25 protein-coding genes are annotated in these 24,875 nt (G+C 37.0%); all 25 read left to right on the top strand.

Features of this window, described 5'->3' with window-relative positions; all coding sequences use genetic code 11:
* The first annotated feature begins 3 nt into the window (after positions 1–3).
* The 25 genes from HF881_RS09875 (at position 4) to HF881_RS09745 (ending at position 24,415) form a co-directional block, all read left to right on the top strand.
* The gene (locus tag HF881_RS09875; RefSeq protein ID WP_169447342.1) at positions 4–372 is read left to right on the top strand and encodes a hypothetical protein; all 369 of its coding nucleotides are present in this window, start codon (positions 4–6) and stop codon (positions 370–372) included.
* A 47-nt stretch (positions 373–419) separates the two neighbouring features.
* Complete coding sequence (locus tag HF881_RS09870) at positions 420–1,865, top strand: hypothetical protein (protein ID WP_169447341.1); 1,446 nt, start codon at positions 420–422, stop codon at positions 1,863–1,865.
* Between the two features lie 132 nt (positions 1,866–1,997).
* Entirely contained in the window at positions 1,998–2,420 is a 423-nt protein-coding gene (acrIIA5, locus tag HF881_RS09865) for an anti-CRISPR protein AcrIIA5 (protein WP_169447340.1), read from the top strand.
* A 482-nt stretch (positions 2,421–2,902) separates the two neighbouring features.
* Positions 2,903–3,976, top strand: a complete 1,074-nt coding sequence (locus HF881_RS09860) for a hypothetical protein (protein WP_169447339.1) — start codon at positions 2,903–2,905, stop codon at positions 3,974–3,976.
* 356 nt (positions 3,977–4,332) lie between these two features.
* Entirely contained in the window at positions 4,333–4,716 is a 384-nt protein-coding gene (locus HF881_RS09855) for a hypothetical protein (RefSeq protein ID WP_169447338.1), read from the top strand.
* 2 nt (positions 4,717–4,718) lie between these two features.
* The gene (locus HF881_RS09850) at positions 4,719–6,647 is read left to right on the top strand and encodes an ATP-dependent Clp protease ATP-binding subunit (protein ID WP_169447337.1); all 1,929 of its coding nucleotides are present in this window, start codon (positions 4,719–4,721) and stop codon (positions 6,645–6,647) included.
* A gap of 77 nt (positions 6,648–6,724) precedes the next feature.
* On the top strand, positions 6,725–7,039 hold the full coding sequence (locus HF881_RS09845) for a TrbC/VirB2 family protein (RefSeq protein ID WP_169447336.1): 315 nt from the start codon (positions 6,725–6,727) through the stop codon (positions 7,037–7,039).
* 3 nt (positions 7,040–7,042) lie between these two features.
* Positions 7,043–8,188 (top strand): hypothetical protein, encoded by a 1,146-nt coding sequence (locus HF881_RS09840; protein ID WP_169447335.1) that lies wholly within the window; start codon positions 7,043–7,045, stop codon positions 8,186–8,188.
* Between the two features lie 11 nt (positions 8,189–8,199).
* Positions 8,200–10,299 carry a pLS20_p028 family conjugation system transmembrane protein gene (locus HF881_RS09835; RefSeq protein ID WP_169447334.1) on the top strand — a complete coding sequence of 700 codons (2,100 nt, stop codon included), beginning with the start codon at positions 8,200–8,202 and terminating at the stop codon, positions 10,297–10,299.
* Between the two features lie 128 nt (positions 10,300–10,427).
* Positions 10,428–10,928, top strand: coding sequence for a hypothetical protein (locus tag HF881_RS09830; protein ID WP_169447333.1), 501 nt, complete (start codon positions 10,428–10,430; stop codon positions 10,926–10,928).
* Between the two features lie 110 nt (positions 10,929–11,038).
* On the top strand, positions 11,039–11,737 hold the full coding sequence (locus tag HF881_RS09825) for a hypothetical protein (protein ID WP_169447332.1): 699 nt from the start codon (positions 11,039–11,041) through the stop codon (positions 11,735–11,737).
* Between the two features lie 9 nt (positions 11,738–11,746).
* Positions 11,747–13,705: a hypothetical protein gene (locus tag HF881_RS09820; protein WP_169447331.1), complete on the top strand. Its 1,959-nt coding sequence runs from the start codon at positions 11,747–11,749 to the stop codon at positions 13,703–13,705.
* A gap of 12 nt (positions 13,706–13,717) precedes the next feature.
* The gene (locus HF881_RS09815) at positions 13,718–14,419 is read left to right on the top strand and encodes a hypothetical protein (protein WP_169447330.1); all 702 of its coding nucleotides are present in this window, start codon (positions 13,718–13,720) and stop codon (positions 14,417–14,419) included.
* Positions 14,412–14,774: a hypothetical protein gene (locus tag HF881_RS09810; RefSeq protein ID WP_169447329.1), complete on the top strand. Its 363-nt coding sequence runs from the start codon at positions 14,412–14,414 to the stop codon at positions 14,772–14,774. The genes HF881_RS09815 and HF881_RS09810 overlap by 8 nt, the downstream gene beginning before the upstream one ends.
* 3 nt (positions 14,775–14,777) lie before the next feature.
* The gene (locus tag HF881_RS09805) at positions 14,778–16,115 is read left to right on the top strand and encodes a CHAP domain-containing protein (RefSeq protein WP_169447328.1); all 1,338 of its coding nucleotides are present in this window, start codon (positions 14,778–14,780) and stop codon (positions 16,113–16,115) included.
* Between the two features lie 340 nt (positions 16,116–16,455).
* A complete protein-coding gene (locus HF881_RS09795; protein ID WP_169447327.1) occupies positions 16,456–16,899 on the top strand; it encodes a hypothetical protein in 444 nt (147 codons plus the stop codon).
* Positions 16,900–16,901: 2 nt separating this feature from the next.
* The gene (locus HF881_RS09790; protein WP_169447326.1) at positions 16,902–17,480 is read left to right on the top strand and encodes a hypothetical protein; all 579 of its coding nucleotides are present in this window, start codon (positions 16,902–16,904) and stop codon (positions 17,478–17,480) included.
* 5 nt (positions 17,481–17,485) lie between these two features.
* The gene (locus HF881_RS09785; protein ID WP_169447325.1) at positions 17,486–18,010 is read left to right on the top strand and encodes a helix-turn-helix domain-containing protein; all 525 of its coding nucleotides are present in this window, start codon (positions 17,486–17,488) and stop codon (positions 18,008–18,010) included.
* A 1-nt stretch (position 18,011) separates the two neighbouring features.
* Positions 18,012–18,773: a hypothetical protein gene (locus HF881_RS09780; RefSeq protein WP_169447324.1), complete on the top strand. Its 762-nt coding sequence runs from the start codon at positions 18,012–18,014 to the stop codon at positions 18,771–18,773.
* A gap of 197 nt (positions 18,774–18,970) precedes the next feature.
* On the top strand, positions 18,971–19,486 hold the full coding sequence (locus HF881_RS09775) for a hypothetical protein (protein WP_169447323.1): 516 nt from the start codon (positions 18,971–18,973) through the stop codon (positions 19,484–19,486).
* Between the two features lie 101 nt (positions 19,487–19,587).
* Positions 19,588–19,959, top strand: a complete 372-nt coding sequence (locus tag HF881_RS09770) for a hypothetical protein (protein WP_169447322.1) — start codon at positions 19,588–19,590, stop codon at positions 19,957–19,959.
* 350 nt (positions 19,960–20,309) lie between these two features.
* Complete coding sequence (locus HF881_RS09760) at positions 20,310–20,771, top strand: hypothetical protein (RefSeq protein ID WP_169447320.1); 462 nt, start codon at positions 20,310–20,312, stop codon at positions 20,769–20,771.
* A gap of 96 nt (positions 20,772–20,867) precedes the next feature.
* The gene (locus tag HF881_RS09755; RefSeq protein ID WP_169447319.1) at positions 20,868–23,249 is read left to right on the top strand and encodes a hypothetical protein; all 2,382 of its coding nucleotides are present in this window, start codon (positions 20,868–20,870) and stop codon (positions 23,247–23,249) included.
* 13 nt (positions 23,250–23,262) lie between these two features.
* A complete protein-coding gene (locus tag HF881_RS09750; protein ID WP_169447318.1) occupies positions 23,263–23,454 on the top strand; it encodes an XRE family transcriptional regulator in 192 nt (63 codons plus the stop codon).
* Positions 23,455–23,476: 22 nt separating this feature from the next.
* On the top strand, positions 23,477–24,415 hold the full coding sequence (locus HF881_RS09745) for a hypothetical protein (RefSeq protein ID WP_169447317.1): 939 nt from the start codon (positions 23,477–23,479) through the stop codon (positions 24,413–24,415).
* Positions 24,416–24,875: the final 460 nt, after the last annotated feature.

Raw genomic sequence — 24,875 nt, 5'->3', positions numbered from 1 at the left:
AACATGAAATTTGAAACTATTTTATCTAATTTTGAGAAAGAGGGTATTGAGGTTGTTATCAGTAAGGGCGAAGAAGTTCTTACTGGTAGCACAATCAAAAATGGTGAGCTTACCTGGGACAAAGAACCAGAGCGCAGCTATGATGATTGGCAGAATTTCAGTGTTAATATTGCCTATGTTTATTTACAGAAAGACGAGGTGCTATCCCCTCTTACTGCAATAGGTAAATTTAAACACTGGAAAGATTGGGAAATCAAACTGAGTGACTTGTTACAAATTCACTCAGCAATAGATTATCTTGATATCGAACCAGATCGTGTAATTCCTTTTAGCGAATTGCAGAATGCCCTGGAATTAGAATATAAAAAATAGAAAATAAATTGAATAAAATCCGTAAAAACGGATATGGAGGAAGTAAAATGGTAAATCTATTAAAAGGGAGAAAAGACTTGGAGAAAGCACCAGCTTTCCCTAAGTTTACAACAAAAGACGACGCACTTAGCAAGTTCAAGAAACTCGTGCGATACTATAACAAAGTTATGGATATTAGCGCAGTTGACTTGTCAAATATCCTTGAAGGATTGGAAGAGTGCTATCAATGGTATCGTCATAGGCCAGAAGATTATTCTGGTTATAAATGTTACGACCTTGAAGGTAGTGATGTTTCAGAAATTGTTTATGAGAGTGTGATTAGCATTCTAATACATAGAGCTAAAACTAAAAGTGATGATTTTAAAGACACTAAAGTATTCATTGCTGAAGGGCAAAAGAAAGTGTTTGCAATCGTCCCTCAAGTAGCTTTTTCTAAAGAATCTGCTTTTTACTCTCTCAGAAGTGGAGTAGAGGAACATTACTATGTAGGCTTCAACTCATTAGGTTATATCTTGCTTAAAAGCAAGATCGCTGAACTGAAAAAAGAAAAAGGCTACGACTTTGAGGGCGCAGTCAATCACATTGCCTTTGTGGAGCATAATTTTGTTTTGAACCAGAAATATTCAAGACAAAGCAGTGCCACAATCGCCACTATCCAGACGGATAAAAAATACCAAGATAGCGAGTTGAATAAGAGTACAATCTTTAATCAACTCGGCTTTCGCAAGGTAGAGGTGGATACGCAGAAGTATGAAGGGAAAGAGTTTGATTACAACCTATTCAGGAAAGTTGAAGAGGACTTTGAAGAAATCTGTAACAAACTACCTCACGCATCTGCTCAACCAGAAGTGAAGTTTAGAAAGTTAGGGAAGCATAAGGCGACTGGCCTGTATGCACCGTTTCTAAACATTCTTGCGGTTGACGTGAGAAACACTGAGAGCTTTATCCATGAATATGGTCACTACTTAGACTATAAGCATGGTAATAAAGCAAGCGAAAGCTACTCACTAGAGGATAATTTTGAACATATTATTACTGCTTATAGTAATAATTTCAAGATTATTTCTAAGAAAAAGGAAGATGATTTACTTACTCGCTTGATGAAAGCAAGTAAAGATCCAATTCCTAGTGTTGTTTCCTTGGAAGAAAAACGCTTGTCGAGTGAATTAGAATTAGTGAAACAAACTGAAAAAATGTTTGACTATTTCACTACACCGACAGAAATCTTTGCTAGAGGTTTTGAATTGTGGGTATTTGAAACAATTACCTCTAATTCCTCATTGCTGAAGAATAGAGAAGAATACTCTAATCGCATTGAGTATGCCTCTTTCAATGGTATTAAAGAAAGTCTATTTGCTTTCTTTGCTACAATCTTCCCAGAAGAAACAATAAAAGAGAATAGCTTTGCAGCAAGCAGAACTATTCTCACACCTAAACGTGAATGGACGTTTGTTTCACCTACAAATGTAGGAGAACAAATGAGCCTATTCTAATCTAGGTAGAAGAGTAACAGGGTTTAACCTTGTTGCTCTTTTTTGTTGTAATTTTTTATGATTTCATGGCATTTATAATTGCCTTATGTCATACATTATGATATAATAGGTATATAGAGAAAGGAAGAAAAAATGGCATTTGGAAAAAGTAGATATAACGCATACAGAAAGCGTAGTTTTAATCGTAGTGATAAACAACGCAGAGATTATGCGCAAGCGATGGACGAGCTGGAACAAGCCTTTGACGAGTTAGACGGCTGGTACTTATCCAGCATGAAGGATAGTGCTTATAAAAACTTTGACAAATATCAAGTCCGTCTATCTAATCACTCAGCAGATAATCAATACCACGACCTAGAGAACGGATACTTGATTGTCAACGTCAAGGCAAGTAAATTGAACTTTGTAGATATTATCAAAAATAAGTTAGATAAGATTTTGGAAAAAGTTGATAAACTTGACCTTGACAAATATCGTTTTATCAATGCAACAAATCTGGAGCATGATATTAAATGCTATCTCAAAGGCTACAAGACCAAAAAAGAAGTAGTGTAAAGGAGGATATAAAAAAAGAAACAATGAGAAATCATTGTTTTTTTATTTAGCGTGTGATCCGATAAATCGGACAAAGAAAAAGCACTGTCGGAGGAAGTTTTAGCCCACAGTGCTTTTTTTCAGTTTTATTAGCAAAGGATAGTAGGAAAATTTTAGGAATGATACTATTCTTAGCTCGATTTACTAGAAAGATAGTAGGAGAAAGTTTTTATTACTATCTAATAGTTTAATATAAAGGAAGTTAATGAAAAATACTAACAGGAAGGAGGAATAGTTTAAAAATGGAATTTAAAAAACTAACCCTAACTGAAAAGGTATTTTTGTACTGATATCTCATCGGTACAAGAATAGTATATCAGATAGTCTATAAAAATTGCAAGGAGTTCTACGCAAATTTGAAAATTTTTTTAAAAAATTTTTTTAACGTACGATTTTATCTATCATAGCTTGCCTTTTTGAGTGCGAGTAGGTACAATAATAGTATGAAAGAAAATGATTTTTACGATAATTTACCAAAGACCAGAAGAGAGAGGATAGTTGATTGGTTTATCAACCTAAAGAATATCGGCTTTATCCGTTATCTTCGTAGAAAGGTACTCTTTAGAAAGAGCTTAGTGGCCTTTACCTTGCTGACTTGTTGCCTCTTGCTCGTATTGAACGGTCTGACTTCACCTAAACGTGTTACGTTTAAGGCAGAGCAACTAGAAACTGAAAAATCCTTTGCTAACGATAGTGGCGATATGGAATTGGTAAGCCAGAGATATTCAAAGGAAAATGGTATCGCAGTCCTAGAGTTTGAAACAAAGGACAAGACTAGTGCTATTGAAGAGGGTATCAAGAGTGACAATCTGGAGTGGCAACTTTTTTTCCCACCGAATATCAATGCTAAAAATGCTGAAATGCAAGTAGTTCCTCTAACAGACAATAAGATCTCAGTAGTTGTTAAGAATATCCCAGAGAATTATGGAGTATTCATTGTCCGTGCGACAAATAACTCACCTGTCGATAAGAGCGTTGACGTAAACTACAAGAGTTACAAGAAACACTTGGCAGAGGAAAAGAGCAAAGAAGAAGCGAGTGGGAAGAAAAAAGAGGAACAAGTAGATACCAAACCTACCAAGGATAATATTCTTGATTTCTATGTTACTCTTCAGAATGAAAAGCTGATTGAAACAAGCATCCAAGACCAGACACGTGAAGAGTTTGCCCTTTCTATCTTTAATGCTGAAATTGATTACCAGAAAAGCCAAGTTACTCGCCTAGAAGATGCAATCAAGACCTTAAAGAATAGTGCAGCAAACGATAAGAAGTCGATTGATGATTTAAAGAAAGAGTCTCAGTATGCAGTAGGCGATGAACTTTCTGAGAAGCAAGAACAGATTAAAACCTTAATGAATAGCATTGATGGAAAGAATACTCAGATTGATACTGCTGAAAAGAGTATCAAAGTGACGAAAGAAAACATTGCTAATCTCGAAAAGAATGTAAAAGCAGTCCAGGACGGAACATTCCAGTTTAAAGCACCAGTTCGCTCAGTAAATGCTAAAATTGACTAATGCAGTCAATCGCCTAGTGGTTGCACTAAGGGTTCGATTCCCTTAGAGGCGATAGGGGTAGTAGCACCCCCTTAACAATTATCTAGTTCTCAACGAATAGATAGTCTTTATGTATCGTGGTTTGGCAAGGTTGTTACCACCGTAATCTCCACATAAAAACGAAAAACACCTGCGGTTGCTCAATCCGTGTCGCCAAGGACAAATTGAGTGAGAACAAGCTACGCTTATGCGTGGCTTTTTTGTCTATCATAGCTTTACTATATAGACAATTAGAGATAAAATAGTAGTATGAGGTTTTAAACTGTTTTAAAGGCAGCAAGACCAGAGAACTATCTTGTAGAAAGAAAGAGGAAAACATGGCAGAAGATGATTACAAAGTGTCCGATAATATCTTTGACGGAAACTACGCTATCACTCGTGGTTATCACTCAAAGCTAAAGTATTATGGAGTTAATATCCAAAAAGGATTTATTGTGTTTGGATCATTTATGTTAGCGATACAAACGCAAGACGTAATCTTTCCAACAGAACAATTCTTTCAGTTCGTTCTCTTCGTGATCCTATTTACTAGCTTAGTAACTTATCTAGTTTTACCTGCTCGTACAGGAGGAACAAATGCGAATTGTATCTGGTATTTCCTAACGCATAGAAATAGGCACTATTTTCCTATCGACACAGGAACATATCCAGAGTTTCATGGAGGGGCAGACAAAAAGAACAAGAAACGATTTAGGAGGTAAGAATGTCAAAGCAACATAAAGAGAAATCACAAACACCTTACCTCGATAAGTACACTGAAGATTTAACTGCTAAAGTCAGACGGAACATAGAGGATTTTGAGGCCTATGGACGTGAAGCTGAAATCAAGCAAGTCTTTGTGTCTTTGGTACGCTTGCATAAGAACTCGCCTACCTTAGTCGGAGAGGCAGGGGTTGGTAAAACTCACATTGTAGAGGGAGTATGCGCATCTATTATCAGAAAGAAGAACATTCCAAAAGAATTTGAGAATGTAAAGGTGCGTAGTCTATCTCTAAGTGCGATCACATCCAAGACCAGAAACCAGAACGGTGAGGAAGAGGATATCATCTCTAAACTACATCATATCGTAGAAGAGTTAAAGGCACATAAAGAGGAAAATATCCTATTTATTGACGAGGTACACACTATCATGGGTACTGGTGCGACAGACCAATCTACGCTTGACGTAGCAAACCTCTTGAAGCCAGCCTTATCACGTGGCGATATCTACTTTATATCAGCAACAACTCACAAAGAGTTTCGTCTGATTGAAAAAGATAGTGCTATGGAACGACGCTTGCAACCTATCTATGTTGAAGAGCCAGACCGTAATTCTGCAATCCAAATCATGAGCAAGGTCAAGGCAAAGCATGAGCGTGTTAGAGGGATTGAGATTACTGACGAAGCAATTATCGCAACAGTTGACCTATCCACGCGCTACATGGCAGACAAGAACCTACCAGATAAATCTATCGACCTTTTGGACGAAGCAGTAGCATCAGCTTACTTGAACGGTAAGAAAACCATAACCTATAAAGATATTGCCCAGGTAGTGCATATCCGAAAAGGGATTGACCTTGAAATCCTATTACAAGGAACAAGAACTGAACGGAAAGACTATGAAGAGGAAATCTCAAAGGTTGTCAAAGGGCAGAAAGATGCAGTCAAGGCGATTGCAGATATCACTTATCGTGCCAAGACCGATATGCAGAATAAGAACAAGCCTTTAGGTACTATCTTACTTCTAGGAACTACTGGAGTAGGTAAGACCGAATGCGCTCGACAGACTGCTCGTGCTATCTTTGGCTCAGTAGATATGATGACAAGGATAGACTGTTCAGAGTACACTGACAAGAATGCAGTACCTAGACTAATTGGAACTAACGGTAACGAGGGTACACTAACTGAAAAGGTCAAACGTAAACCTTACCAAGTATTGCTCTTTGACGAGATTGAAAAAGGGCATCCCTCTATCCAGAACTTGCTCTTACAAATAATGGACGCTGGCCGATTGACAGACGGTAGTGATAGGCTAGTCAATTTCAAGAACGTTGTTATCTTTGTTACAACTAACGTAGGTCATGAAACCATTAAACAGAAATTTAGAACCTTAAATGAGGGACAGACCTTTGAAAACCTAGACCAGACTACAAGAAAATCATTCATGTCTAACGTTGATGATGATTTAAGTGTTTATTTCAGACCAGAGTTTATCAACCGTTTTGATAAAAAGGTAGTCTTGAATATGCTGACTGGTAATGTTATTCAAGAGATCATCACCTCTAAAATGAAAATCAAAGAAAAGTTTTGGGCAGAACGTGGCTTGTTTATTAAGTATGTTGGTGAGGGAACTCATGACGATATTAGCAAACAAGAGCAACAAGAAGCGCGTGAGCAATTCTTTGGCTACTTACAAAATATCGGTACAGACGAATACAATGGTGCTAGACCACTAGAAAGAACCATTGAGGATGTACTGGACTATCCAATCACTCGTCAATTCTATTTCCTACGAGATAAGAAAGCTATTGATTATACCGTAGAGGTAGCCTTGACTGGTACACCGCCACGCACTTTATTAGAGGGTAGTGAGGGTAAATACACGGTTAAAGACCGTAGAAAAACTCATGTAAAATTGATACCACGAATTTAGCCTATCATAGTTTTACTTTTTGGCGAAATGACGGTAAAATAGTAGTATATAAAAAAAGAAAAGGGGAAAATATCCTAATGAAAAAGAACTTTTTCAAAAAAGTAACAACTTCAGCAACACTTTTGGCGCTTTCTGCTCAAAACTCACTTGTCTTTGCAGACGATAATCCGTTTACGAAAACAGGTTCAGATGTTACTAAATTTGGTGCTGATTTAAAAGTATTGGCTTACATTGTTGGAGCTGCAATTATTATAGTTATTGGATTTTTATTCATGTTAGGCGACCAGGCTAAACAAAAAGCTATGAAGTGGCTTCCAGCTGTTATTGGAGGTTTGCTCCTTATTGCCCTTGCAGCAGCAATCGTCGGATACGTAAAAGGTCTCGGAGGATAATATATGACTTCTAAAGTCCAAGATTTTGGATTTAGAGGGAAAAGGAGGGTTTCAATTCAAGAGCCCTTATTTCTTTATGTAGAGTGGGGCGAACAGAACCCAGATAACAATGAGGAGATAAGAAATATCATTGATGAAATTGACCTCGACCTCTATCCACATGATCCAAGCAAGAGTATCAAGAAAAACTTACCTTTCTTGACATTCGTACAAGCAGAAAGTCTGTTTGAAGCACTGAAAGAGAACTTTAAGAACTTTACATTCAACGGTATCGCTTTAGTGTCACAAGCAAATCGGAACACCTTGATTAGTGGACGTGTTGTATTCGGAGAAGGGCCACGGATTTCACCTTTTGTCCTTGATGACGAATATCAGAATATTCCACTTGCTCTAATCTATGCAACTAGACGTGATCCACGCTTTAGTCATTACTCTTTTGACGATTTAACCAAGTATTTCTGTACGATAGAACCAAACCTCATGGACTGTTATCAACACAGTTTAGGTTTATCTGTTACAGATATGCCAATCTATCCACCTAAAAATACCATTAAGGGCGAACTAGACCGCGAGGGAGTGTTAGGAGTAACAGAACAAGAACTTATCAATAACTCTACCGAGCCTACAAATGTAGGCTCTGGTAAAGGCGGAAATTCTTTCTGGTTGAAATTTTTTGGATTTCTTTCTTTATTCCTTTCCTTTATATCTATTGGTATCGGACTTGTTAATTTAAGTCATATCAGTAAACATGAAGAGAAAATCAGCTATGTTTATAAGGAGCAGACGGAAATGAAGCAAATCCAAGAAAATGAACATGATATTGACTTAGTTGCTAGATACTTCGTTACTTACTACTTTAGTGGTAGTAAAGAGGCTATTACCCCTTATCTTTCAGACGGTGACGCTAAGTTTACTCAGCCAACCAAGGCACAAGTAACAAGCACTATTCTTGAAAAAATCTCTTTGAACGAGGACGGTGAAACCTATTCGGTATCCTATATCGTAGGCATCCGTACAGATAAAGGGGCAACTTCTTTAGAACGTATCAGTTTTGATATGAAAGCAGACGAGAACGCTCGATATAATTGGGTAGTTACGTCAGAACCTCTAAAAGAACCATATCCGTCAACTAAGGATAAGAAAAATTAGGAGGTGATGCTTTGGCTCTCGAATATGTAGTAGATGATGCGAAGCAAGTCTTTGCCAACTTAAAGGAGTTGACAACCTACTGGACTGCCGAGCATGGATTTGATAAAGTCTATGCACCAGAAAAGCAAGTCTGGAAAGATAACGCATTATCAACCCAAAAAACAGTTGAATTTTTCAACCAATGGAGCGTTTATCTGCATGATGTTTACCCATTTATGCAGATGCTCTATGTTATCCCTGCCTCTTTTGTCAAGTTACTTTTCTTTGTTTCGTCCTCGATAGAAGCATTATTTGATAAGATATTCATTCTCTTTGGATTGTTTAATTATCTGAGTGATACAACAACTTGGCTTGGTAAATTCTATTTCTGGGGTAGATTTATAGGTATTGCAATCTTTGTAACTATGTTGATCGCTCGAATAACACTTAGCTTTATTGGAGGTTCTTTCAAATACAAAGAGTTCTTTAATAACTTAATTATCATCAGCTTTGCCTTGAACGTACTACCGACTGCCCTTGTTGCATCTGGGAACTTTATCTCACACGCGACAACGACCTTACGTACACATAGTACAGATAGCAAGGTGAAACAAAGTCTATCCTTGCAACCAGTTAAGAGTAATATTGTCGATTTATTCTATATCATAGATGAAGATTTTGACACGAAAAAGTTGCAATATGATGTTAATACTGGTTATATACAAAAAGATCCGTCTAAACTTAATGACATAACGGACAGAAATCTACAGTATACGAAGTTAGAAGATTTTATCGGAGCGTCAACAGAGGAAATGTTGAATTTCTATATCTATAAGGACGACGATAAGAAAGAGAAGCGAACAAGCTCAGATGATTATTATGGAGTAGCCACCCTTTTAACCTCAATCAAGAAACAAGGTGAAAAGAGAAATGGGAAAGACCACTACGTTATTGCAGGCGTAGAGATATCAAGTATGTTTGGTATGGACTTCTCTATCTTCACACCAGTCTATCCAAGGTATAAGGTTGACTACCTTGCTATCTTCATTCAGCAGATCATGTTGATTAGTTTAATGCTCGGACTGTTGATTTCTATGCTTCAGACAGTATTCAAGGTTTTGTTATCTTCAGTAGTAGCGCCTTTTGTGGCTTATACATCCGTAGAAGATAGTACAAAATTTATGGAATTGTTACAGACTATGTTTTCTGGTATCGCAGGTATTTTCTTTGAAATCGCAATACTTCAGTTTGCTTTGTGGTTCTTAAAAAATGCGCAGACCATAGCCATAGGAAAAGCGACTTTACTAAGCGACCTCGGTTGGTTCAGTAAGGTCATTATGATTATTATTCTCTATATTGTTACCTACCTTGGTGCTATGCAAGGATCTAGTGCGATTAAATCATGGCTCGGAGTTTCTACTGGTGCTAAATCTGGTGCAATGACTGCTCTAGGTGCTGGATTTGGTGCATATCAAGGCGCTAAAATTGGTACTAATGCAGTTCTAGGTAGAAAGAATCTCATGACTGGTAAGCGTCATGGAGGTTTAGTAGGAGCATCCAAGAAAGGCTTTGGAGCTGCAGGTATGGCTGCTAAATTCGGTACTAAAGGTGCTAAACGTGGCTTTGGTATGGCTGGTACTGGTTTAGGTAAATTGTCTGGCGGTTTTGCTAATCTTCATAGTGGGGCTAGATCACATATGTCTGCTTCTGGAGTTAGTTATGGAGAAGGAATGGCTAAAACAATAGGGGAAAGAGCTATTGTTGGAGGAAATAATGCTATTGGAAGTGCTAAGAAAGGCATCAGAACTGGTACTCGAAAAGTAGTTGGAGGAATTAAGTCTAATTTCAATAAGGTAAGCGCACCAGTTAAAAAAGGTTATGCTAGCACGCGCAACGGTCTAACTAAAAAGAAAGCATTGCCTCTTGAAGCAAACAAGAGAAAAGGAAATACTATTAAAGTTCCTAAAAATGTTATGAATGATTATAGAAATAGACTGGATGCTGCAAAAAAACCAAAAGAAAGTGGAGCGAAACCAGTTAACACAACCCATTATTCTAAAGTTCAACCACCAACACCGAAAAACTCTCTTGAAAGCATTCCAAGTCACACTGGAGAAGTAGAAGAGTTCTAAAATCTAAAAAGTTAGGAGAAATCCTAGCTTTTTTTGTATAGTAGCGTAGAACTCGTTGCATTTTTAAAAAATATCCTATACAATAAGAATATACAAAAAGGAGTTAAATGAATTTAGGAGGTAAAAATATGTTTAATGAATTGTATGTATTTTTAATTGAATATGGAAAATCACTATTGTTACACCCAATCACACATGGTTTTGGATTGCTATTCTATATTTTTTTGTGGCAAGTGATCGGTATTCCAATTATTTCTGTTGTCAGAGATTTAACAGAACCGTTAAAAACAAAATTTAATATGAAAGTTAATTATTTTGTTTTAGTTTTTGGTTGCTTGACTGGTCTATTCTCTTCAATTTATTTCCTGTCTGGATTAGAGGGAGAGAATAATGTATATGACCGTTCCTTTAGATTGATTGGAGTTTTTGGAACTGTCTTTCTTTTCTTTATCCCTGTAACTGTTATCTTAGGCGCAGGGATCATCATTCCTATCTTCTCATTTACCATGTGGATTGTGAATGGTATCATCAGCATCCTACCAGTTCTGGCCGGACTTGCAGTTCTCGTGCCTATCGTATTCTTCGGAGGTATCTTCTCTATTGTAGGAGCAGTAGCAGGGCGATTGTAGTCATACATAATCTTAGGTCACTTGTTGAAAGTGGCCTTTTCTTTATCATAGCTTTACTATCAAGCGAATTAGAGATAAAATAGTAGTATAGAAAAAAATTGGAGAATTACATGAGATTAAATCCTTTTAAAAAGAGAGATAAGGCAAAGTTGCCAGTTGAACCAGTTCAAGAAAAAGGTAGTTTGAATATTATCGCAGACGACCATAATCTACGTTACAAGTATGACGAGAATTGGGAAAATAGAACATTCTTAGATACAGTCAAGATTGCTAACGTTAAAGCAATTCTCACAAACGTACCTGGTGCACCACTTGCATTGGCTAACGGTTTTGGCTACATGCAGATTTTATCTATTGAGGGGAAAGACCTCTTAGCAGCATCTTACGCAGAACAAGTTGAAATTATTAGTGGATATAAACACTGGCTTGACACTATGGAATTTGACTTTACGGAGTTGACTACACGTCTTCCAACCGACTTAATGTTCCAGATCGCTGAATTAAGAGAGTTACACGAAGAGGTTACACAAGAACTCTTATCGCCTCACATGGACGAGCGTAAGAGAGCGCAGAAAGAATATCGACGCGATGTTTTAGAGCATCAGATCAGAATTCTTGAAGTTGTGGCGCGTGACCACTTCAATACAGAGTTCTTTATCATGTTTCATGGACGGACACTAGCAGAGTTAGCTTCTAAGGTAACGGCTTCAAACAATGCGTCCAAAACATTTAGACCAAGAATTGTATCTGTCGAGAAAAAGGAACAGATTATCAGAAACCTTAATAACCCAAATGGAAATGGAGAGTAATAGTAGAGTATGTTTTTATCAAGAAGAGTAATCAATGCATATATTAGAAATGGTTATGATCTTAATCTCCAAGGTAGAACACAACCGGAGGGAATAAACTTTAAGGAGAATGACACTTACGTTAGATACTCTAATGGAGTACGTTCTGTCCTCTATATCGCAAATGGTGACTATCCAAAAGGGAGTCTACCACCATTCTGGGCAAGTCCACTGATACAGATAGACGGAGCAACTGCTTTACGTTTCTTTTCACCTAATAATAAGGTTTCTGAAGAGGTTGATAAGTCTATTTCAAACTTGGGACATTCTTCTAACCGAAAAGGGACAGATGATGTAACAGATAGTAAAGAACTTCAATCCTTGCTTGAGTTGAAAGAAGCTGCTGAAAGCAATGGTAAAATCAAAAATGTAGCAGTCAGCTATCTAGTTGACGCTGACACAGAGGCACAACTAAAACAAAAAGAGCATGGGGTGAAAGCTAATTTGTCTGGATATTCAGTTCATGTTAGTCAAGGTATGATGCAAGCAGAACTGGATGCTAACTTTGCACCAGCAAGCTATCATTCAAGTATGCCTCAAAGTAGAAAACCTCAACCAATAGATACTGGAACATTGAGTATAGGATTTCCCTACATTCACACTAGCTTGATAGATAAGCATGGTATTTTCTTAGGATTTACTCGTACTGACGGAGTTGTCCTCTTTGATATGTTACAACGTGATAGTGAGCGCTTATCCCCTACGTTATTGATTGCAGGGCAGAATGACGTAGGGAAAGAAAAGTTGCTTGGGAAGTATTTAGACGGTCTATTTGCTAAAGGACACACTTTGATCAATATTGATATTTCTGGCGCTTTAACTGACCTTACTAGAAAACAAGGTGGTCTGGTTATTGATATCGTGGATGGAGAGAGTGAATACCATATCAATCCTCTACAAGTCATGCCTACACGTATTTCTGATGGTCTTAAAACGGACGAGGTTCGTAGCTATAAAGTTCACAAAAACAAAATGAAAGTCTTGGCCAGTATAAAGGACGAAAGCCTTACCCAGACAGACTACAATAACCTCACGGAAACAATGGATAGTCTATACGCTGACTTTGGACTTTGGGAGTTGAATGAAGCGAAACAGAAAAATGATTATCTAGTGACTACTAATGTAGTCGAATCTGATTTCCCTCTATTGAGTAATCTCGTGGACGCTTTGGATGCAGATTGGCGCAGAGAAAGAAGTAGAGGGGAAGCAGGGCGCTCTAAAGCAGAGAGTTACGAAAGATTATTGAATGCCTTCCGTGCTATCCTTAATGATTATCGTTACATGAACAAGCACTCAAACTTTGTCAATATCGAGGACGAGCAAGTCGTTACATTCAACCTATCTGCTATTGATGATAAAGCCTTGCTTCACATTGTCCTTTACCAACTTTTGAGCTTGGCATCTGCTGAGTCCGTCAAGAACGGTATTAAGAATATGCACGAAGTGGTAGGAGTAGATGATGATAATGAAGTTCCAAATCATGTAATTATCACGATTACTGGTGCTGACAAGCTATTTGAACCAAGCTACGCTCAATCTCTTACTTTCCTTGCTGAAATGATTGACGAAGTGACTAGGAATGATACTGGAATTATCATGGAGGTATCTTCACTTGATAAAATCCTATCATCTACTGAATCGAATGACTTGTCGCCTTATGTCCTGGCAACTCGTCGTGTATTCTCTAGTATGCGCCAACGTATCCTCACTCAACAAGACGTACTGGTTATCCCTAAGATCGCGAAGAGTTTCGGAGATTTAACTCAATCCGAACTAGAAGCGCTACGATATCTACAATACGGACAATATTTCTTGAATATTTCTGGAGTGTCTAATTACACGTTTGAAATGCAACTGACAGACAGACAAGATATTGATTACTTTGCTTTACCGTATGCTGAAACCGCAAGATACTCTAAAATGCGCTAGAAAAGAGGTTCAATGACATCAGCTTTTGAAATGTATTATAAGATACAGAAAAAAATCCATAATACCAGAACGCTTCATTATCTCAATCTTCTAGCGTTGTCTGGAGAAATAGGCTTTCTCTTTGGTAGCTTTTTATCCTACTCTTACCATGTTAGCGAGTTAGTCGCTCGCTACGGTAAGGAGATTGTCTTACTAGGCTTTATGCCTTATGTATTAGTGGGAATAGTAGCAAGCATCTTCTTGCTCATTGTTGGTAAGAAACAATCTATCCCTCTAGTATTGATACTGGTATTCTTTCCTTCGGCCTTGTTAACGGAATCTGGCTTAAATGCTATCTTCCTAGTCGCAGTCGCTTATACAATCCGACGAATTGAACTAGGACATAGACAAATGATTGTGAGTGCAATTTCTGGCTTTTCAGAGAAGTATTCACCACTTTATGAAAAGCGCCTAGCGAACAAGCAGAATTACAGAGAATACTTTCAAGCCTTTATGCTCTTAGAGTTCTTTGATGCAGAGGATTTTATCCTTTTAAGTGAAAAGGACGAGAAATACACGCACAAAAAACTAGGAATTTATGATCGTAGATTAACAAGAACCTTTAAAATCAAAGGAGTGTGGGGCAAGGTAACGGTTATGGACGACCTTTTTATCGCCCCTCAAAAACGCTCAATCTGGACTAGAATAAGGAAAGGAGTTCGATATTTTGGATAAACACGAACACATAGAGGAACTGGAAGAAGATTTCTCTTCTAGTGACTATGCGGAATACTATGACGAGTATTATAGCGAGTTAGACGAGCAAGAAATCGAACGAAACCGTAATAGACGGTCTGGTTTATTCTCACGCAGTCGCATGTATGTTGAGGATATCCGAAGCAGACTGACAGATGAAATCAGTGGCACGATTGACCTACAAAAAGAGTATTACAGTCAAGATGATAACCATTTCTTCTATCACGAGCAGATAAACCGAAATAAAATCTTTTATCGTCAACTATTGAAATTTCTTATTACTGGCGCAGTCCTTATCGGTATCCTATATCTATTCTTACTGATAGGGAGTTAGTGCATGAAGTTATTAAAAGCTAAAATATATCTTATCTTAGCAGAAGTAGGCGCAGTAGCGATACTAGCCTATATGCTCTTTGTTATCCTGGCAGCAATCTTCACCGCAGTTACATCTGAGCAAGCTCGAAAAGCGCATGATTGTAGTGTCAAAAAGACAGAACCGTCAGTAACAGTAGCATCAGAGAATAGAACGGTTGACGATTTTGTTTCAGAACATGAAGAGGCTTATATCCTATCGTGGAAAGCTGGAGGCTATCTACCGTCTTTTTCGATTGCTCAAACCTTTGTCGAGTATGGTTTTAACTTTACTAATCCGTCTGGGACTAGCTTTTGGCTCGCTCACAATATGGGAGGGGTTAAAACTGGAGGAAGTATTGATAACTTTCCTATCACACTCGAAACCTATGGTAAAGACTCGGTTGATTTATCTGGAACACGTTTAGGTACAAACGTCGGAGATAATACAGGAGGGAACTACGCTTGGTTTAAGTCCTATGATGCAGGTATCGTAGCGAAAGCTGAGTTTATGGCTCACCAGACACTCTATAAAGGGGCGATAAATAACACCGAACCTAGAGAAATCTCAAAAGCTATCGCTCAAGGAGGTTGGGCGAGTGATCCAACTGCTTATGAAACCTCTTTGAATAATGCCTACGATACAGTAGGTGCTAAGTATAAGTGGCTTGACGAGAAAGCTATTAAAAAATATGGTAAATCGCCTTTTGTAGAAATTGGCCCTGTTCAACCGTCAAATAGTCTTGGAATTACTACACCTAAATCCAAAGGGAAAGATAAGTGTAAGAAACGTAAGTCTGCATCAGACGGTACTGGTAAAGTACCTAGTGGTGTACAAGTGGACGGTAGTGGTTGGAAACCAAAAGACTTGCCAGCAGAGTTAAAAGAATACATCATTGATCCACAAACTCTTGGATTAGAGTATGATAATCCTACTGGTTGGGTTGAGCATTCTGGCGAGTGCGTTGACCTTACTGTCAGTCTAGGAAATATCCTTTGGGGACATTCTGGGACTGTTATCGGTGACGGTAAAGACCAAGCGAGTGCATGGTCTAAGATTTTTGGAAATACAAATTCAAAAGCTAGAAAAGGAGCTATCTTCTCTAGTATGGAAGAAGCAACGTACGGACATACTGGAGTTGTGTGTCACGTGTTCGAGGATGGTACATTCCTGGTTGTCGAGCAGAATTATTCTGTTAGTGGGAACGCAATCGGTAAAAAGAATACATATAGCTACCGCCTTATCAGCCAGACTGCTAGTGAAAAGAACGGATTTACCTTTGCTTATGGAAATGAATCTAACCTAAAATTGACTAAACAATAAAAAACAGTGACAAGATCACTGCTTTTTATTTATATTTGCGCTTGACCGTTATTTTTCTTGCAATTATAACGCTAAAGCGTTATAATGAAAGTGTAATCACAAAGAAAGGGTGAATAGTAGTGGTAGTAATCACGTTGAAAGAAACGCTATCAGAACGTGGAATAACTCAGTCAGAACTATCTAAACTAGCAGGACTAAGACCGAGTACGGTATCATCCTTATTAAATGGTAGCACGCGCATTGAGTTTGAAACAATCGAGAAGATAGCGAGAGCATTAAATACAGATGATATCAGAGAGATAATCTCATTGAAACAAGAAATAGGAAGGGAGAAAGATTTATGAACGACTTTGATATTTTTGACCTTTGGGAGAATGACACACCTCAAAGTGAATTTGAAAAACTTTCTATCGAGGAAGCCATTGAAGTTAAAAAACGCGAACTCTTAGAGAAAGAGGAAGAGGAAAAGAGAGAAGCAGCAAGACGGAAACAAGAACTTATCAAGGCAAAAAGGGATAAGGAGTATAAAGAATATAGCGCTAAAGTAGAACGATTGATTAAGTGGATGATTGGTTTCTCTTTATTTGTGACTGTATCTGTCGCATACTATCTTTATAAGGACTATTTCTTTATGACCGTACAAGGAGAACTGTTATTTACAGGGCCTACGAAAGAACTTGGGAAAGCGATCCTATCGGTTATTCTCTCAGTTGTTTTATCTTTTCTTGCACCAGCACTAATAACATTCTTTATTGTAGATTTACCAGATAACAAGGAGGAATAAGAATGACTAAACTAAAACTATTATTGATTGCTTTCTTTTCAGTTACAGTAGTTACTATTGGAGCAATCGTTTATATCCAGCACGTCAATAAGACAAAACAAGAAGCGCAGACCGTAGAAACAACGGAAGAGAAAAAAGCGCCAGACCAAACTGCTGAACGAGTAGTGATTACTGAAGATGATAGGAACTACAACGAGGCTTTATCTGCTCTTGAAATGGCAGGACATAAAGCAGATCCAAGTATTGAGAAAGAAGTCAAAGAGGCTTTTAAGGTTGTTATCAAGGAATGTAAGAGAGCGAAAGATTTAGAATTTGATTATTCAATCGAAAATCATTTAATAATGGCTAAGCGTGACATGATTGTTTCCTTTGCAGTAGCATTGCAACAAAACGAATATGACGTTAACGTTGATGATATCGAGGTATATGAATCGAAATCACCTGGAGTAGTGCAATTTATTGTTAAATCGACTAAGAAAGATGCGGATAGCATTTTCTGGGTTGGTAACTATATGACGCAAGAACACCAAGTAAGTATCGAGCGTTACTATGGAGGACACGTAGGAAAGGCTTTTGGGTAAGGAATATGACTACATTATACTTATATCGTTCACTCGTTGTTAAGACCACGGAGAAAGCTATCCTTGTACGCTTTCCTAAGAAAAGTGAATATAACTACATGGCTACGTGGATACCTAAGAAGCGCGTGACAGTCATTAAGAATGAGGACGGAGAGGAATTTTATAAGTTAGAGGTTAAACCATTCTATACTTATGAATTGCACTCTTTGAACAATTCACATGAAAGTACACTATTGATCCGTGCTGAACAATTTATCGAACTGTTTAAGGGAGTTGATAGCTACGCACGTAAGGAACTTGATATCCAAGCTATCGATGAACAAGAGGAACTGGACTTTATTTCTCTTAAAGCTATCCGTGGCTTATTGTTTGATACTAAATTTGATAGCTCACAGTTGGCGCGTGATACTGGTATTTCTCGTCAGACACTTATTTCACTGAATAAGAAAGAAAGACCGTTATCAAACGTGAAACTGGAAACTCTTATCAAGTTGCAGAAATATATCTACTCTAAAGGACGTAAGGAGTAGTATGTTAAAAAAAGACCGTGATTTCTTGAAACAACTCTATAAAAGCTATCTGGTAGTGATGATTGGTACAGGTATCATTCTATCGAGTATCTATCTGACAGTTGAATATAAGGTTATCTATCATTTATCTCTATACGGAGTTCTAGCGTGGCTCATTCTATCTATCGTCTTATCGCCTTTATTTATCTATACCAAGGGCATGAAACATATACAAGAGCATTTTATCTTGTCTAACTGGAGTACACTTCTATTCTTATTGCCTACGATTGTGGCTCTAAGTGTTGGAATGATTGTGGCTCACCAAGAGAACAGACAACAAATGACTAGCTATAATATCGGTATCTCGTTTATGGACTATCAAAAGTCCACCTTTAGACCATATACCGATAAGCAGACCACGGAACTTGCTGAGAAACTAGAAGCAGCAGGCCAGAAAGAACAAGTTCTTGATGATAAAAAGTATTATATCTTCTATAAATCAACTTGCCCTTATTGCAAGGTAGGTTTGACTTCTTTACTTGAAAGACTTCCAGAAGATAGACAACAAGAACTTGTATTTATCGACTTGAATAGTGATGATGCTGAAAGAGTAGCAAATGCTCTAGGAGTTGATAGAGCAGGCACAGTAGTTGCAGTAGTAAAAGATAAGGAGAATGGAAACTCTAAACTTATGAAAGAAACAATCGCTTTTGATGATGATAAGGACGAAATCGTCGCTAATAAAGACCTTATAGACAAGATAGTAGCAAAGGAGAATGTATGAACCTAGCTTTACTCATTCTACAATACTTCCTATTTAGTCTATTCCTATTCTGTCTAAGAGTAGCAGTCCAGGTCTATCGCTATCGCTTGCCGATCATAAGACATGAATTTGAGTTCAGTCAGACAACTAAGTTGCTTATCTGGGCAATACGTAGAGTAGTTTTACCCTTTACTTTTCTTGGAATAGTCATCGAGATCGTGAACACGCAGAATTTCTGGTTAATCATTCCCTTGGTAATCGGATTTATCTTACCGTCATTCTTTTTCTTAGGAAAGAAACCTAAAAACATTTTTCTATCAGCAGTAGATGAATACTTCTATACACGCAGAGCCAATCTCTTTGAGAAATGCCCTCGTTGTAAGGATAGCAAAGTATTCTATTGTAAACTCTATGAGGTAGAGCCTAGTGATATGGAAATAGGAGAGCAGATTGATGATAACTGTTACTACTTAATCAGTAAAGAGGGGCAGTTATACACTCTAGGCTTCCTCTATGATATAAATAGCCTTGCTTTAGCCTTTATCGAAGAACCTCACAAGTTCAATAGCTATATCAATCAGTTTTATCCTTTACTAGAGCCTTACCAATCACTTGCTAATATCATTGAATTGGAAGATGAAATCTTCTGGCAAGAACCAGACCTATTCTGCTCTAAGTGCCACGAACAAGTGAACCAGACACCGATTTATCTCGGTAGGACGTTTATAAGATAATGGATAGTAAATGGATAAAATGTATTTACTAAGTAAATAAAAAATGAATGAAAATGATTTAATTGTTAAATAAAAGCTAACAAATTAGGAGAGCATAAATAATGAACGAACAAGTTAAATTATCAAAAAGCGAAGAACAGCCTATCAGAAAGTATCGTACTGTATTTACAAGCACTAAAGGGCTGTTTAGAAAGAAAAGATGGGTAATGTTGGATATTGATGAACATGGCATCACTTATCGTAGTGAACCAAACTATGCAGGAGCTATGTTTTCTTCAATGTATCTTGCTATAGAGGAAATTGTCATAGATGAACTTGCTTTTACAATAACCATTAAAAAGGACGAATGGGATGATCATAAAGTCTATGTTGTTGACTTAAAAAGACTAGATGGAGATTTGTGGACGAATTTCACTATCATTAAAGAAACAATATCTAGATTTGTAGAAAATAAATTGGTTATTAAAAGGTAGTAAACAGAGGAATAGGAGTAAATAGAATATGAAGTCATCCAGTAAAAACAAGCGAATTATGAGTATCTGCCTATTTATGTTAATTGCTGCTTTTATTACATTTTATTTGTTCTTGAGCTTTACAACGTTCCTTACTTATCAATGGTTTATAAATATGGATTTCAATACTGTAAGAACTAATTATGATTATGATGCGGCAAGCGTAGCATGGTTCAGCGTTCTAAGTGCTATTATTTTAACAACAGTGTTGTATCGACCATTATCTCATTCAATCTGGTTCAAACCACTTTGGGATAAATTGGAACAGGAAGTTATAGAAAAATAATGTGTAGATAAAAGGAGATAAGACAATGACAAAAGACAGTGTAGGAGTTGTTAAACTTCAGCCGTGGGTTATGTTGAGTGGAGAGAAGTATAGTTCAGAAGGAAATTTAGAGGCACATTATTATCATGCAAAGGATAACGATGGCAAGGTGCTTTTTACTACCAAATCTGGCCAACTTAGAAAGAATCCTGACTATGTACTACTTGCTTTACCAGAAGGGCAGAAAGGGGTAATGTATAAACTAGTTGAGCAAGGACGCTATCCAGAGCTACCTAGTAATCCATCTTTTGAAGTTCCTTCACAATGGAAGGTTCAAAATGTAGAACATGAACAAGCAGAACGTTACTACTGGTACGCTTTAGAGGTAGTGTCAGACATTCTAACTAACCTAGACACCAAAATAGAAGTACCAAGAGGGCAGAGTCCACGATATAGTGATATAGACTTGTTTAAAGATAGGGTAAACGTGTATATTCAACAACAATAAGTAACATTGACAGACTAGAGATAGTCTGTTTTTTTGTTTGACATTATACCCCAAATGGTGTATAATATTATTATAGAATAAAGGAAGGTAAAAGATATGGTAAGATTTGAACCGACTATCAGTTATTCAGATGAAGCCTCTAAAATTTTTAAGGAGTATCGTGAGTTAAAGGATAAACAAGAAAAAGCAGAGAAAACACGTCTTTCTAAAGCGATTGCTTATGCTACGTTGAAACTCGATACTCTTACCGAGGATATGGACGAACGTGTAAAAGAGTTTTACAAGGATAATAAAGATAAACTTTCTTATAGTGGAGAAATCATCACGCGCGAATATTGTAGTCAATATTTGAGTGGTAGGAGAGGTGAATTTTTCTTAACTGAAGATTTAATTAACTTTCTCCAGCTAAATCCTGAACACAAAGTAAAGGTAATGGCTATCTATGAAAGTTTTGCTATTATCGAAGTATATTCCAAGGCTTATATCGTTCCTGAAGAATTATTAGCAATAGTAGAGCAGACAGATGATGTTGCCATTGGAAATGAGATAGTTGTAAAATCATACAATCAACTTGTCTTAAAAGATCAGCTTGAGGATGCAAAAAAGTTAATTGAAAAAGTTTCTAAATTTGAAGATGAAGCTTTCGCAGAGCAACTAGCAGCAATCAATAACTTAAAAGCTGAAATGGAAGCACGGATTACTGCAGTTTATGAGTTGCAAGCTAAAATGATGGCAGAGTTACAAGAGAAGATTAAAGCCTATGAGCATGAGCTTCTAATCATGCGTTCAGACCTAACAGCCTTTGAGTATCGTAACGGATTGACAGTTAACTTTATGAACATCCATAAAGGAACTAATGCGCCTACTCAGCAGCCTATCATTATTCATCAAAAACTTATCTATTTGGACGAGGATCTTCCTCGTTTGAAAGACCTTTATGACGAGTATGCAGGGAGCTTAGAGGTGGCAATCAAACACTCTCCAGCTCTGCTTGAGCATATTTGTCCTACAAGCAAAGGCATTACATTCCTTAAAATGCGTAATTCTGCTGGACGATTTGACTTGAATAATACAGTTATGGAATTTGTTAGGGATACGATGCCAAATGAAGTAGGAGTTTTGGTTCGCAATGGAGAGAATACCTGGTTGACATGGCTAGATAGTCAGGATATTTCTTTATCAGAGGACTCTTTCACATCAAAATCTTCTGACGAAGAAACTTCGCTATCATTGGTTCAATCTCGTTACTACTTATTTAATCTTATTATGGGGTTAATTGAGCGTAATCAAATCTTGCAACTAGACCATGTTCCAACAAATATGTTTTCCGATCCAGGTATTATTTGGTCAAATGCTGACTCTCAGATTACAGATTCAACTTACGTTGAATTAGCAAAAATTATCCCTATCTTAAATCAATACTCTAAGGCTGATGATCCAATTTATGTATTGAACTCCTTTACGGATAGTGCTACATATACAGGACGTTATGGCCCTGGCACAACTGAACGTGGCCGTGGAGACAATGCTTTGACAGACAATACTTCTGTTAAGGAAGGTCTGAACAAAATCAAAGGGATTGATTATTTCTCTAATTTCACTTATCGTTTTTATGTTGGAGGTGAAAAATCACTATGGCATTGGGATGACGATAAAAGTAAGATTAGTCCTAGTCTTTATATCAAAAATGACGAGTTTATCAATCTTAAATTTATCAATAGCAATCTTATCAACTACTACATTCACACCAAACGGATTGGTAGGATTTCAAATTCAGGACGTTACGTCGATTACTCACACATGCTTCCTATCCTTTTTGGAATGAAGAAAGCCTTGGAGGAACAGGAAAAAGTTGACCGTCTCCACATCGTTGCGCAAGACTATGATTTAAACTTGTTAACCTCATTCAAGATTATTCATGACGTGCGCGTGGTTACTCCTTACCAAGCTAAACGTTACTCTAAGTGGGTTGCTGGTTTGAGTGAAGATGATAAATCTTACTATAAACAGTTACTCCTTATCAATGACCTAGAAAATGTTATCCGTAAGCCTAAAGTTTATGCTGCTATAAGTAAACCTGTCTTTATTGATAACGAGGATCGTAGAGAGCGAAAAACAACTGAATACGCTATGTTTGCAATTTGTGAAGCAAATGGTTATACAGGAACTATTCTTGATGAAACAAAAGGCTGGCGCGGAGAATATGTTTCTTTTGCTTATGATGAAGTGAAATTGACTCGTTCACATTGGGGTGGCGATAGTCGGATTAAAACGTTTTCTGGACAAGAAAGTTTTGATAAAGCAATGGCTAAAGAAATGGTTTACCAAAATATTATATATCGTAAAAGTGTAAAAAATTGTACGATTGCTAATATCCAAGAATGTTTTGGAGAGCGAGAGTGGTTCTTAGTTGATTTCTTTGATTATGAAGGCAACATTCAGCTGGTGAAAAACGTTGAAGAAATGAATAAAAAGTAGAAGGAGGGTATCTATGAAAGTAGATACAGAGAAAATCAAAGTGCTATTTGAAAAGGAAAATCCTTATCGGATAGCAAAGGATACTGGACTTGCAGTGTCCGTAGTCCAAAGGCTCGCAAAGGGGGAAAGGAAGTTGGAAAATGCAAGCATCCGTGTAGGTGCGATACTGACTGAGTATGCTAACAATCGTAGATTGAAATATTGAAAGAGGAAAAGAGGTAAAAATAATGGAAGAAATTTCAGTTAGAGAAGGTAAAGAGTTAAGAGCGAAGTATGATTTCCCTTTTAAATCAATAGACTATGTTTTTGACGGTTTAGAATTGTTATCTGGAAAGACAAAAGATAATGTTAAGGTTACTATTTACATTCCAGACTTTAAAAAGAACCTTGACGCTCAGTATTTAGAGTCTTTAGCAAAGTTACTAGCTGAAGCAGACGCTAAAGATGAAGTAGTTGAGGAATATGTAGGTGAAGATGTTTACGGTGAAGAAATGCCAATCAACTTATCTGATGAAGATTTAGAGGATTGCTACTATTCAATCGACTATCGAGGTATCCGTAGAACTATTTTTAAACAGAAGTTAGAGGATTTAAAGAAATCTTTACAAGGAAAGTTGGAAAATCGTGATCGAGCAGAATTAGAGAGATTTATGGAAGATTTGTCTTGGGAGTTCCTATCGGATACTAGAACGACTGTTCAAGTCCTTAACAAGATTAAAAGAACGTATCATCCAAAGAATAAATATGATGATAAAGACCTAAGAAAGAATTGGGAAAATGAATTTTTGTATTACTTTGCATCTTGTAGGTTTGATTTAACTGGTAATTATGACCGATATAGTTCTAACTGGTACGTGACACGTGATATGTTCTCTTTAGGACAATTCTCAAAACATAATACACAGTCGATATTGTTTATAGAAAGTTGTGATTTTAAAACACTTTTATCTGGAGTTGAGCGTGGTATTTGTCGGTTCTCAATTTTTGAAGATAAGCGATGCTTTAACCGTTTATCAATGGAATACTTAACTATTGTTAAGGGTAATTTCTCAATCACAACAGGAAGTCATAGTATTGAAGAAGAAAGCGCAAAACTAATTGAGCTAAATGGAACATATCGCATTTATACTTACGATAACAATTTATTTGCTTTTGTGAGAGAGTAACAAAAGGGATAGATGAGCTTATTGAATGTTGAATTAACAAGGAGGAAATTATATGATTTTGTTGTTTATTGTATTGTTTATTATAGGAGTGTGCATTTCATTCAATGGAGTATTGATCATAGCTAAAAATACAGACATTAGACTTGGATTGAGTGGTAGGAAAGATTTCTTTTTGTCTCTAAGTCCGAGGGAATGGATGTTAAGTATATTTTTAATTTTGGTAGGAGGGATAATGATTTACTTCTCTTCTATTGAGTTAATGCCATATATTATAAGTACATTTGAGTTAAAATAGGAGATATACTATGACAGTATTGTATTATTATCTTTTTATAAACAAGGGTATCTTTAAATCAATAAGGAAAAATATTCTTTGTTCTAAAAGTGTATGGAAAGTGCTAGTAAATATCATTTATGGAGCTATCTCGTTTAATGCTATCCCTTTATCTTATTCTTGGTT

It is taken from the genome of Streptococcus sp. WB01_FAA12, assembly GCF_012843315.1.
Classification (GTDB): Bacteria; Bacillota; Bacilli; order Lactobacillales; family Streptococcaceae; genus Streptococcus.
The sequence above is the reverse complement of the archived record's forward strand: the minus strand, read 5'-3'. Positions and strand labels throughout refer to the sequence as shown.